Here is an 11251-nt window from a genome sequence, read left to right as displayed (position 1 = left end):
GCTGCTGCCCGCCGGCGGGGCCGGTGGCGCCGCCGGCCGACGGAGCCGGGCCGATGCCGGTGGGCGGGACCACGCGCGGGTCGACCGCGGCGGTGGCCTGATCGGCGGGGCGGCCGGCCGCGTCCTCGGCGCCCCAGGACACCCGCTGGTCGGCGTCGCCGCCGAAGCCCGCCTGGTGCGAGGCGTCGGCGTACCAGCCGCCGGCCCCGGCCGGCGCGCCGGGGCCCTGCTGCGGGTCGTACCAGGGGACCGCGCCGGTCTCGCCGGTCGGCGCCGCGCCCTGGCCCAGCGCTTCGGTGCGGACGTCCACCTCGCCGCGCGGGCGCAGTTCGGGCAGCGCCCCGCGCAGCCCGCCGGCGGCCGGCTGTTCGTCGAAGAAGACCGGGCCCGTCTGGTCCGGGAGCGGGCCGGCCTGCTGGGTGGAGTCGATGGGCGGCTGCTCGCTGGGGGTCGGCTGCGCGCCCGGTCCTGCGGACTCGGTCGGCGGGGCGGGCGCTGGCTCGCCCTCGCTCGGCGCGGGCCGACTGGTGCCGGGCACCCAGGCGGTGCCGTCCCAATATCGGATGTACCCGGGGATGGACGGGTCGGGGTAGTAGCCCTGCGTGGGGCCGCTGTCGCCGGGCGCGCTCATGGTCTCCGATGTCCCGTATCTGCTCGGCCGGTCCGGCCGAGCTGTTGGTGCGGTGGGGGGCGCTACGCAGTCTGCCGCACAGGCGTGGCGCGGTGAACAGGCGCTCCGTGACCTTGTCGGCTGGCCACCCGGCCCCGCAGCACGGCCCCTAGGTCTACCAGACGGCCCCCGGCGTCGGGGTCCGCATACCCACCGACCACCCGCATGCGGGCGGGTTCAGAAAAAAATCCGACCGAATGTGAGAACTCGCGTAATGGTGCAGGGGGCAGCGCGCTCTAACCCATGCGGGTCGCCCCGAGGCGGCCTGCGCTTGAGACGACATAACCGACGAAATCGCAGAGCAGAGAGGGCGCACCGCATGCACACCGTGGTGGAACGAGACATGGAACTGAACTTGGTGCTGTCGCCCGAGCGCAGCATCCCGGTACCGGCCAAGCTGGTCTACCGCACCGACGAGCCGTACGCCGTGCACATCACCTTCCACGTCGGCTCGGACTCCCCCGTCCACTGGACGTTCGCCCGCGAGTTGCTGGTGGAGGGGGTGTTCCGGGCCTGCGGGCAGGGGGACGTCCGGATCTGGCCGACGAAGATCGACGGGCGCAGCGTGGTCTGCATGGCGCTGAGCTCGCCGGACGGCGACGCGCTCCTTGAGGCGTCGGCGCCGATCGTGTCGGCCTGGCTTGAGCGGACGTTGCGGGTGGTGGCGCCGGGTTCGGAGAGCGAACGGCTCGGGATCGACGACGCGCTGAACGCCTTGCTGACGCCGACCCCGGGCGACGACTGGTGGCTGCACGGCCCGTGGCCCTCCGACGAATCGCCGGAGGGCCATGGGGCGTAGGGGTGCGCGGGGTGTCAGACCCGCGGCCCCTCACTGACGGTGAGGAATTCGATGGCGTGGCCGTCGGGGTCGTCCACGTACAGGCCGCGACCGCCGGAGCGGTGGTTGATCTGCTGGGGGCCTTCGTGGCCGGGCTCGGACCAGTAGGGCAACCGCCGCTCCCGGACGCGCCCGTAGATGGCGTCGAACTCGGCCTCGGAGACCAGGAACGCCAGGTGCTGGAGGACGATCTGCTCGGGTTTGACGATGAAGTCCGCGTAGTCGATCGTCAGCCCGCCGTCGACGGGGACGGCGACGAAGGGTCCGAACGGCCGGGGTTCGGGGGCGTCGAGCAGGTCCGTCAGGAACCGGGCGGAGGTGGCGCTGTCGGAGCTGTGAATGATGGTGTGGTCAAGGCGCGCAGCCATGGTGCCTCCCTGGTGATCTCCCCTTGTGCAGCAGGGGAGTTGACTGACAGTGACGCTACGCGGGGGTTCGCCGGCCGGCCATCGGGCTTTGGCCGTACGACCGGCGGCCCACCGCCGACCACCGCCCGACCCCGGCCGCGCCGCAGGCCGGGCGGCCGACGTCGGGCCCTGGCCCTAGCCCGCCCGCACTCCCCCGCCGGACCGGCCCGACCGCGGGCCGGCGGGGTGGGCGGCCGGGTGGGGCGGGCCTGCCGGGTGGAGGGGGCCGCTGCGTGCGGCGGTCGGGGCACCGGGGCGTGTGCTGCGGGGTGCGTACGGGACTGGCGCGTACGGGCGGACACGTACGCCGCGAGGGCGCGCGGCGCGGGCCCGTACGAGACGGGTGCGTGCGGCGCGGGCCCGTACGGGGGCATGGCGCGGGCCCGGCCCGCACGGTGGGTGCGGACCGGGCCCGTGGTGCGCCGGGAGGTCAGATCTGGCTGGCCAGCGACCGGTTGGCGAACTGGTTGCTGCCGAGCTGGTGCGGGCCGTAGGACGGGAACACGTTGCCCGTGGCCTTCTGGGTCTTCTCGACGTGCAGGTTGTAGTGCTCGTCGCCGTGCGTGTCGTTGGCGACGGCGAGGTCACCGAAGCTCTGGGCCGCCGACGCCGTGGTCACCACGCCGGCCGCGGCGACGAGGGCGAAGCTGGAGGCGGTGACCGCCAGAACCTGACGCATGCGCATGTGAGGCTCCTCTTTCGAGAGGTGAAGGACTTCGCCACGTAAACAGTCGCCGCGCGCGGGGGGCACGCCCGACACGGCACATTCCTCGCGAAGCCCCTCCAATGGGCGACCCGCGTCGCCCGGTGTTGCCGCTCCGGGGTCAGAAGAGCTTGCCCGGGTTGAGGATGCCCCGGGGGTCGAAGACGGACTTGATGCCGCGGTGCAACTCCAGGCTGACCGGGCCGAGTTCGCGCGCCAGCCACTCCTTCTTGAGCAGCCCCACGCCGTGCTCGCCGGTGATGGTGCCGCCGAGTTCGAGGCCGAGCGCCATGATCGCGTCGAAGGACTCGCGGGCGCGCCGGGTCTCGTCCGGGTCGGCGGAGTCGAAGCAGACGACCGGGTGCGTGTTGCCGTCGCCGGCGTGCGCGCACACCCCGATGGTCAGGTCGTACGCGTCGGCGATGGCGGCGGTGCCGTCGATCATCGCGGCCAGTTGGGACCTGGGCACGCACACGTCGTCGATCATCGTGGCCGGCCTGATCCGCTCCAGCGCGGGCAGCGTCTGCCGCCGGGCCTGGAGCAGCAGTTCGGACTCGGCCGCGTCCTCGGCCGGCACCACCTCGCTGGCCCCGGCGGCGGTGCACACCTCGGCGACGGCGGCGAGGTCGGCGGCGGGGTCGGGCGTGTCGAACGCGGCGAGCAGCAGGGCCTCGGTGGATTCGGGGAGGCCCATCTGGGTCATGGCGTTGACGGCCCGGATGCTGGTGCGGTCCATCAGTTCGAGCAGCGAGGGCGCGTGGCCGCGCTCCATGATCGTACAAACGGCATCGCAGGCGGCCTTGGTCGAGGGGAACTCGGCGGCCAGCGCGAGCTGCTGCGGCGGGGCCGGGCGCAGCCCGAGCACGGCCCGTACGACGACGCCGAGGGTGCCCTCGGAGCCGACGAACAGCCGGGTCAGGTCGTAGCCCGCGACGCCCTTGGCGGTGCGGCGGCCGGTGCTCAGCAGCCGGCCGTCGGCGAGGACGACGTCGAGGCCGAGCACGTACTCGGCGGTGACGCCGTACTTGACGCAGCACAGCCCGCCGGAGGCGGTGCCGATGTTGCCGCCGATGGTGCACTGTTCCCAACTGGAGGGGTCGGGCGGGTAGTACATGCCGTGCGCGGCGACCGCGCGCGAGAGGGCGGCGTTGACCACGCCCGGCTCCACGACGGCGGTCCGGTCGACCGGGTTGATCTCCACGATCGTGTCCATCTTGACCAGCGAGAGCACGATGCAGCCGGCGGAGGCGTTGGCCGCCCCCGAGAGGCCGGTACGGGCACCCTGCGGGACGACCGGGGTGCCGAGCGCGCTGGCGGTCCGCAGCACGTGCTGGACCTGCTCCACCGTGCGGGGCAGGACGACGACGGCGGGCACGCCCGCCGCGCAGAAGCTGGCCATGTCGTTGGCGTAGGAGCCGGTGATGTCGGGGTCGGTGAGCACCGCATCGGCGGGGAGCTCGGCCCGCAGTCGCGTCACGAGATCGTCCATGGGCCAAGCCTCGCACCGGCGGGTGGCCCGCGGAAGGTGGCCGGGGGCGGGTCGCCGCGGTGGGGCGAGGGGCGCTGTCCGTCGCCCGCCGGCCGTCCCCGCCCCGTCACCCCCGGTACGCCCCGATCACCCCCGGTACGCGTCAGCCGCCCGCCGCCGGGGCATGCATGCGCCGACCGCGATCCCGTACCGGATGCCGCTCGGGCCGCCCGCGCACCACCGGAGTCGCCGAACCGCCAACAAGCGCCCCCACATCATGCCTGGTCAGAGCCTTGCGTGGAGGGATTTCACGGGACGAGCAAGCCGGGGCGCGGGGTTCCGGATAGCGACCGTGAGGGGCCAGGCGCAAGCCGACCCGCGCGGTCATCACACGTGAGGGGGGCATGCTTCACCACTTGGAGTAACGGTCCACTACTTCCCCGGGGCGGGGCGCGTTGCCTGCGGTGTCGGCTCCACCAGTTGGCGCCGCAATCCGACCAGGAGGAATTCCATGCTCAAGAAGGCTCTCGCCTGCGCGGCGCTCGCTGCCGCCGCCACCGGTGCGGGAATGGCCCCGGCCACCGCATCGGACACGAGCGGCGGCGACTACTCGCAGAACGTGAACCTGATTCCGCACCCGTGCATCGACCTCGACCGGGTCAACGTCGGCCTGGTGAACGTGGCGGTGGACGCCCTCAACGACAACGACGCGATCGACTGCGACGAGATCCGCGACAGCCAGGTCAACAAGGAAGACAAGGCCCCGCTGTCCGACCTGCTCGACGTCGGCGCCTACCAGAGCTGACGTTCGTGCGGCCCGGTCCCGCCCTTGCAAGCGGCAGGGACGGGCCGCGCCCCTCCTGGCCAGCTCTGGCCACCCCCGTCGCCCCACCCATGCTCCGAGGAGATTCCCCGTGCTGAAGAAGGCCCTTACCGCCATTGCCATGGCCGGTGCCGCGACCGCTGCCGTTGCGGGCGCCTCCCCCGCCTCCGCGTCCGACACCAGCGGCGGCGACTACTCGCAGAACGTGAACCTGCTGCCGCACGCCTGCATCGACGTCGACCGGATCAACGTCGGCCTGGTCAACGTGCCGATCGACCTGCTGAACGACAACGACGCGATCAACTGTGACGAGATCCGCGACAGCCAGGTCGTCAAGGAGGACAAGGGCACCCTGTCCGACGTCGCGGACATCGGCGCCTACCAGCGCTGAAGCCCGACGCGCTCACCAACGCTGCCCGGTTCCCCCTCCCGTGGGGGAACCGGGCAGCGTCGTGGTGCGCGGTCGGCGCCGCAGGCGGCAGGCGCGGTGCGCAGTGCGGCCGTACGCGGCCAAGTGCCGCACGCGGTCGGCCTCGTACGCGATCAGCCCGTACGCAACCCGCAGGCGATGCGCCGCGGTCAGAGGTTGCCGCGTCGCTCCTGCTCGCGCTCGATGGCCTCGAAGAGGGCCTTGAAGTTGCCCTTGCCGAAGCCCAACGAGCCGTGCCGCTCGATCATTTCGAAGAAGACCGTGGGCCGGTCCTGAACGGGCTTGGTGAAGATCTGGAGCAGGTAGCCGTCCTCGTCGCGGTCGGCCAGGATCTTCAGCTCGCGCAGCGTCTCGATCGGCACCCGGGTCTCGCCGACCCACTCGCCGAGGGTGTCGTAGTACGAGTCCGGGGTGTCCAGGAACTGCACGCCGGCCGCGCGCATGGCCCGCACCGTGGCCACGATGTCGTTGGTGGCCAGCGCGATGTGCTGGACGCCGGGGCCGTTGTAGAACTCCAGGTACTCGTCGATCTGCGACTTCTTCTTCGCGATCGCCGGCTCGTTGAGCGGGAACTTCACCTTGCGGGTGCCGTCCGCGACCACCTTGGACATGAGCGCGGAGTACTCGGTGGCGATGTCGTCGCCCACGAACTCCTTCATGTTGGTGAAGCCCATGACCTTGTTGTAGAAGCCGACCCACTCGTCCATCTTGCCGAGTTCGACGTTGCCCACGCAGTGGTCGATGGCCTGGAAGGTGCGCTTGGCCGGCGGCTCCACGATGGGGTTGGCCGCGACGAAACCGGGCAGGTACGGACCGTCGTAGCCGGAGCGCTCGACCAGCGTGTGCCGGGTCTTGCCGTAGGTGGAGATCGCGGCGATGACCACGGTGCCGTGCTCGTCGCTCACCTCGTGCGGCTCTTCGACGCCGGTGGCGCCGTGCTCGACGGCGTAGGCGTACGCGGCCCGGGCGTCCGGCACCTCGATGGCGAGGTCGATGACGCCGTCGCCGTGCTCGGCGACGTGGTCGGCGAGGAACCGCCCGCGGTCGGTGGTGGGCTTGATGACGGAGGTCAGCACGAATCGGGCGCTGCCCGACACCAGCACGTAACTGGCGGTCTCGCGGCTGCCGTTCTCCGGTCCGGAGTAGGCGACGAGCTTCATGCCGAAGGCCGTCGCGTAGTAGTGAGCGGCCTGCTTGGCATTGCCGACGGCGAAGACGACCGCGTCCATTCCCTTGACCGGGAAGGGGTCGGCCTGCCTGGCCGTCTCGGGGGACTGATCGATGGTCTCTGTCATAGCGGCAGGCTCTCTCCGAACCACAAGGTGCGCAATAGTTTGTGTTTCCACTGGGCAATCTGACTAGTGGTTTCTGAGTTCTGCCGGACGATCTGTACAGGATGACCATCATGGAGGTGGCCAGGTCGCATGGGCACAAGACGGGGTGCGCGGCACCGGGACGGGGAGGTTCGCGATGGGCATTGACCGACTGGACGGGCGGTTGATCGAGTTGCTGGCGCACGAGCCGCGGATAGGCGTCCTGGAGGCGTCGCGGCGGCTCGGCGTGGCGCGCGGCACCGCGCAGGCCAGGCTCGACCGGCTCCAGGCGAGCGGGGTGATCCGCGGGTTCGGGCCGCAGGTGGACCCGGCCGCGCTGGGCTATCCGGTGACGGCGTTCGCCACGCTGGAGATCAAGCAGGGCCAGGGCGAGGACGTCCGCAGCCATCTGCACACCGTCCCCGAGGTGCTGGAACTGCACACCACGACCGGCCACGGCGACATGCTGTGCCGCCTGGTCGCCCGCTCCAACGCCGATCTCCAACGGGTGATCGACCGGGTTGTGGGCTTTGATGGCATCGTGCGGGCCTCGACGGCCATCGTGATGGAGAACCCCGTCCCGCTCCGGATCATCCCGCTGGTGAAGCAGGCGGCCGATGACTGACCGAGGAGAGCCGCGATGAGTTTCTGGGAGTACGTCGACAGCCGCCGCACCCAGTTGCTGCTGGACACCTACCAGCACGCCAGCGCCGTCTTCCAGTGCATGGTCGTGGCCACCGTCATCGGGGTGCTCATCGCCGTGCTGACCTACCGCAGCGAATGGGCCGGCAACCTGGCCGTCACCGTCACCGCGACCATCCTCACCGTGCCCTCGCTGGCCATGATCGGCCTGCTGGTGCCGCTGGTCGGGCTCGGCGTCGCGCCCACCGTGACCGCGCTGGTGCTGTACGGGCTGCTGCCCATCGTGCGCAACGCGATCGTCGGGCTGCGCGGCGTGGACCCGGACCTGGTGGACGCGGCGCGCGGGCTCGGCATGTCGCGCCTGGCCCGGCTGGTGCGGGTGGAGCTGCCGCTGGCCTGGCCGCCCATCCTCACCGGCATCCGGGTCTCCACCCAGATGCTGATGGGCATCGCCGCCGTCGCCGCGTACGCCTCGGGCCCCGGGCTCGGCAACGAGATCTTCCGCGGCGTCTCCTCGCTCGGCAGCGCCAACGCGGTCAACAAGGTGCTCGCCGGCACGCTGGGCATCGTGCTGCTCGCGCTGCTCTTCGACGCCGTGTACGTGCTGATCGGACGCCTGACCATCTCCAGGGGGATACGTGCCTGACACCACGAACAGCCAACCGACCGGGGCCCCCGCGCGCGGCGCCACCACCGGGGCGACCATCGCGCTGGAGAACCTGACCAAGCGCTACCCGGGCAGCCAGGCACCCGCCGTGGACAACGTCAGCATGGACATCAGAGCCGGCGAGACGGTCGTCTTCGTGGGCCCGTCCGGGTGCGGCAAGTCCACCACGTTGAAGATGATCAACCGGCTGATCGAGCCGTCCGCGGGCCGCATACGCATCGGGGACGAGGACGTCACCGACATCGACCCGGTCAAGCTGCGCCGCAAGGTGGGGTACGCCATCCAGTCGTCGGGGCTGTTCCCGCACATGACCGTGGCGCAGAACATCGCCCTGGTGCCGAAGATGGTCGGCTGGCCCAAGGCCCGGGTCGGCGCCCGGATCGAGGAGATGCTCGACCTGGTCGGGCTCGACCCGCGCGAGTTCCACCACCGCTATCCGCGCCAGCTCTCCGGTGGCCAGCAGCAGCGGGTCGGGGTGGCCAGGGCGCTGGCCGCCGATCCGCCGGTGCTGCTGATGGACGAGCCGTTCGGCGCGGTGGACCCGATCACCCGCGACCACCTCCAGGACGAACTGATCCGGCTGCAACACGAGTTACACAAGACGATCGTGTTCGTCACCCACGACTTCGACGAGGCGATCAAGCTCGGCGACCGGATCGCGGTGCTGCGCGACCGCTCGCACATCGCCCAGTTCGACACGCCCGAGGCGATCCTCACCAACCCGGCCGACGACTTCGTCTCCGGCTTCGTCGGCGCCGGGGCGGCACTCAAACGGCTCAACCTCACCCGGGTGCGCGACGTGGCCGTGGAGGACATCCCCACCGCGGTGATCGACGACCCGCTCCAGTCGATCTTCGACCTGTTCCGGTCCGCCGCGGTCAACGAGGTCCTGCTGCTCGACCGGCAGCGCCGGCCGTACAAGTGGCTGCGGCGCAGCGACCTCAGCCGCGCCAAGGGCTCGCTGGCCCGGGCCGGCACGCTGGTGCACGACACGGTGACCCGCGACGCCACGCTGCGCGACGCGCTGGAGGCGGTGCTGACCGACAACGCCGGCCGGGTGCCGGTGACCGGGCGGCGCGGCGAGTACACCGGCGTGGTCGACATGGAGACGCTGATGAACTCCGTCCACGAGCTCCTGGAGGCGGACCGGCTCGACGCGGTGGAGCACCAGCACGAGCTCCAGGAGGCGCGGGCCCACCAGACGCACCGGGAACAGGAGGGCGTACCCGAAGCCGAGCCGCCCGGCGCCCCGCACGGCGGCCACCGCCCGCACGGCCCGCACCGGGCGGGCCCGGCATGAGCGGCACCGGGGGCACGGGCGGCGTACGGGACGCCAGGGACACTGGAGAAGCCGGGGACAACGGGGCCACCGGGGACGGATCGGGCATAGGGGCCGGGCCGACGCAGCCCCACCAGGCCCACCGGGTCACCCCCGCGCCCCGGGTGACCTGGCAGAAGCTCACTTTCCTACCGGCGACCGTCGCCGTGGGGCTGCTGGTCACCTGGCTGTGGTTCCGCGGGGCCGAACTCGACTCCATCGCGCGCAACGCCATCGCCGACGGCAACGTGTGGCTGCGGCTGCGCCAGCACATCGAACTCACCGCCGTCTCCACCTTCTTCGTCCTGCTCATCGCCATCCCGCTCGGCATCGCGCTGACCCGGCGCGCGCTGCGCCCCGCGGTCCCGGTGGTGCTGGCCGTCGCCAACGTCGGGCAGGCCACGCCCGCGATCGGACTGCTCGCGCTGCTGGTGATCTGGCTGGGCATCGGGACGAAGGCGGCCCTGGTCGGCATGGTCGCGTACGCCGTCCTTCCGGTGCTCGCCAACACCATCGCGGGGCTGCGCGCGATCGACCCGACGCTGATCGAGGCCGCCCGGGGCATCGGGATGTCGACCGTCGGCGTGTTGCGCCGGGTCGAGTTGCCGCTGGCGGTGCCGCTGATCCTGGCGGGCGTCCGGACGGCGCTGGTGCTCAACGTGGGCACGGCGACGCTCGCGTACTTCGGTGGCGCCGGCGGCCTCGGCGACCTGATCGCCACCGGCATCAACAACCAGCGCACGCCGATCCTGGTGCTCGGCTCCATCCTCACGGTGGCGCTGGCGCTGCTGGTGGACTGGCTGGCCTCGGTGGTCGAACTGCTGCTTCGGCCGCGCGGCCTGGAGGGGGACGCATGAGCGCGACGGACACGTCCGGTACGGGGACATCCGGTACGGGCGCATTCGGTACGGGCCTCCCGGCCGCCGGCGCACCTGCCGCGGGCGCCCCGGCGGCGGGCGTCCCGGCCGCGGGCGGGGGCGGGCGTCGCGGGCGGGCCCCGCTCGCCGTCGGGGTCGCGGCGGCGCTGCTGGCCCCCGCCCTGCTCGGCGGCTGCGGGCTGCACAGCGGCAGCAGGATGGCCGACGACGTGCGGCCGGGTACGGTGGGCCGCGGCGAGCCGCTGGCCGGCGCCGACCTCACGGTGACGTCCAAGGAGTTCACCGAGCAGATCATCCTGGGCCAGATCCTCGGCATCGCCTTCCAGGCGGCCGGTGCCAAGGTCCTCGACCGCACCGGCATCCAGGGCTCGATCGGCGCCCGGGAGGCGATCAAGTCGGGCGACGCGGACGCGATGTACGAGTACACGGGCACCGCGTGGATCACCTATCTGGGCAACGTGAAGCCCATCGTCGACCCGGCCGCGCAGTGGCGCGCGGTCCGCGACCAGGACCGCGCGCACGGCGTCTCCTGGCTGGAGCCGGCCCGGCTCAACAACACGTACGCCACGACGGTCAATGCGGCCAACGCCAAGAAGTACGGCGTGCGCACGCTGTCCGACGTGGCGGCGGCGACCCGGCGCGGCGGGCGGATCACGTTCTGCGTGGACACCGAGTTCGCGGTCCGCGAGGACGGGCTGCCCGGCATGCGCAAGGCGTACGGGATGGACCTGCCCGGCTCACGGGTGAAGAAGATGGACGCCGGCGTCATCTACCGGGAGGTCCGCAAGGGCTCGACCTGCACGTTCGGCGAGGTCAACTCGACCGACGGCCGCATTCCGGCGATGAAGCTGCTGACGATGAAGGACGACCGGCACTTCTTCCCGAACTACAACGCGGCCCCGTCCGTCAACGCCAAGGCGCTCCGGAAGCACCCGGAGATCGCGGAGGTGCTGGCCCCGATCACCCGCCGGCTGACCAATGCGATCGCGCAACGCCTCAACGCCCGGGTGGACGTGGACGGCGAGGACCCGCACGACGTGGCACTGGACTGGCTGGTCGACGAGGGCTTCGTCAGGAAGGGCTGAGCGGGGGCG

Annotated in this window: 13 protein-coding genes; 8 read left to right on the top strand and 5 right to left on the bottom strand. The window is 71.8% G+C overall.

From position 1 onward, the window contains the following. Window positions 1-631 (bottom strand): DUF2510 domain-containing protein (locus tag ACMA1D_RS29280; protein ID WP_414727009.1); only part of this gene is annotated, 631 nt, incomplete at its 3' end. Window positions 632-989: 358 nt separating this feature from the next. Between ACMA1D_RS29280 and ACMA1D_RS29275 the strand changes: the two genes are divergently transcribed. After that, window positions 990-1469, top strand: a complete 480-nt coding sequence (locus ACMA1D_RS29275; protein ID WP_349996657.1) for an SsgA family sporulation/cell division regulator — start codon at window positions 990-992, stop codon at window positions 1467-1469. Between the two features lie 14 nt (window positions 1470-1483). Here ACMA1D_RS29275 and ACMA1D_RS29270 read toward each other — a convergent pair whose 3' ends face one another. The 3 genes from ACMA1D_RS29270 to ACMA1D_RS29260 all read right to left on the bottom strand — a co-directional run bounded on the left by ACMA1D_RS29270 (window position 1484) and on the right by ACMA1D_RS29260 (window position 4107). Continuing rightward, window positions 1484-1876 (bottom strand): VOC family protein, encoded by a 393-nt coding sequence (locus ACMA1D_RS29270; RefSeq protein ID WP_414727008.1) that lies wholly within the window; start codon window positions 1874-1876, stop codon window positions 1484-1486. Window positions 1877-2345: 469 nt separating this feature from the next. Then, window positions 2346-2600 carry a hypothetical protein gene (locus ACMA1D_RS29265; RefSeq protein ID WP_414727007.1) on the bottom strand — a complete coding sequence of 85 codons (255 nt, stop codon included), beginning with the start codon at window positions 2598-2600 and terminating at the stop codon, window positions 2346-2348. A gap of 139 nt (window positions 2601-2739) precedes the next feature. Then, entirely contained in the window at window positions 2740-4107 is a 1368-nt protein-coding gene (locus ACMA1D_RS29260; RefSeq protein ID WP_349996652.1) for an FAD-binding oxidoreductase, read from the bottom strand. Between the two features lie 490 nt (window positions 4108-4597). Between ACMA1D_RS29260 and ACMA1D_RS29255 the strand changes: the two genes are divergently transcribed. Further along, a complete protein-coding gene (locus ACMA1D_RS29255) occupies window positions 4598-4891 on the top strand; it encodes a hypothetical protein (RefSeq protein WP_414727006.1) in 294 nt (97 codons plus the stop codon). Window positions 4892-5000: 109 nt separating this feature from the next. Next, the gene (locus tag ACMA1D_RS29250) at window positions 5001-5300 is read left to right on the top strand and encodes a hypothetical protein (protein WP_414727005.1); all 300 of its coding nucleotides are present in this window, start codon (window positions 5001-5003) and stop codon (window positions 5298-5300) included. Window positions 5301-5488: 188 nt separating this feature from the next. Here the strand turns inward: ACMA1D_RS29250 and hppD are convergent, their stop codons facing one another. Next, complete coding sequence (gene hppD / locus ACMA1D_RS29245) at window positions 5489-6634, bottom strand: 4-hydroxyphenylpyruvate dioxygenase (protein WP_414727004.1); 1146 nt, start codon at window positions 6632-6634, stop codon at window positions 5489-5491. A 175-nt stretch (window positions 6635-6809) separates the two neighbouring features. Between hppD and ACMA1D_RS29240 the strand changes: the two genes are divergently transcribed. Genes ACMA1D_RS29240 through ACMA1D_RS29220 form a run of 5 tightly spaced genes read left to right on the top strand, consistent with a single transcriptional unit; the run spans window position 6810 to window position 11242 of the window. After that, complete coding sequence (locus ACMA1D_RS29240) at window positions 6810-7277, top strand: Lrp/AsnC family transcriptional regulator (RefSeq protein ID WP_414727003.1); 468 nt, start codon at window positions 6810-6812, stop codon at window positions 7275-7277. A gap of 15 nt (window positions 7278-7292) precedes the next feature. Continuing rightward, window positions 7293-7940: an ABC transporter permease gene (locus ACMA1D_RS29235; RefSeq protein WP_414727002.1), complete on the top strand. Its 648-nt coding sequence runs from the start codon at window positions 7293-7295 to the stop codon at window positions 7938-7940. Further along, window positions 7933-9261, top strand: coding sequence for a betaine/proline/choline family ABC transporter ATP-binding protein (locus ACMA1D_RS29230; protein WP_414727001.1), 1329 nt, complete (start codon window positions 7933-7935; stop codon window positions 9259-9261). The genes ACMA1D_RS29235 and ACMA1D_RS29230 overlap by 8 nt, the downstream gene beginning before the upstream one ends. Then, a complete protein-coding gene (locus ACMA1D_RS29225; RefSeq protein ID WP_414727000.1) occupies window positions 9258-10136 on the top strand; it encodes an ABC transporter permease in 879 nt (292 codons plus the stop codon). The genes ACMA1D_RS29230 and ACMA1D_RS29225 overlap by 4 nt, the downstream gene beginning before the upstream one ends. Beyond that, complete coding sequence (locus tag ACMA1D_RS29220; RefSeq protein ID WP_414726999.1) at window positions 10133-11242, top strand: glycine betaine ABC transporter substrate-binding protein; 1110 nt, start codon at window positions 10133-10135, stop codon at window positions 11240-11242. The genes ACMA1D_RS29225 and ACMA1D_RS29220 overlap by 4 nt, the downstream gene beginning before the upstream one ends. Window positions 11243-11251 lie beyond the last annotated feature (9 nt).

This window comes from Streptomyces sp. 796.1, from assembly GCF_047525675.1.
In the GTDB taxonomy this organism is placed as follows: domain Bacteria; phylum Actinomycetota; class Actinomycetes; order Streptomycetales; family Streptomycetaceae; genus Streptomyces.
The sequence above is the reverse complement of the archived record's forward strand: the minus strand, read 5'-3'. Positions and strand labels throughout refer to the sequence as shown.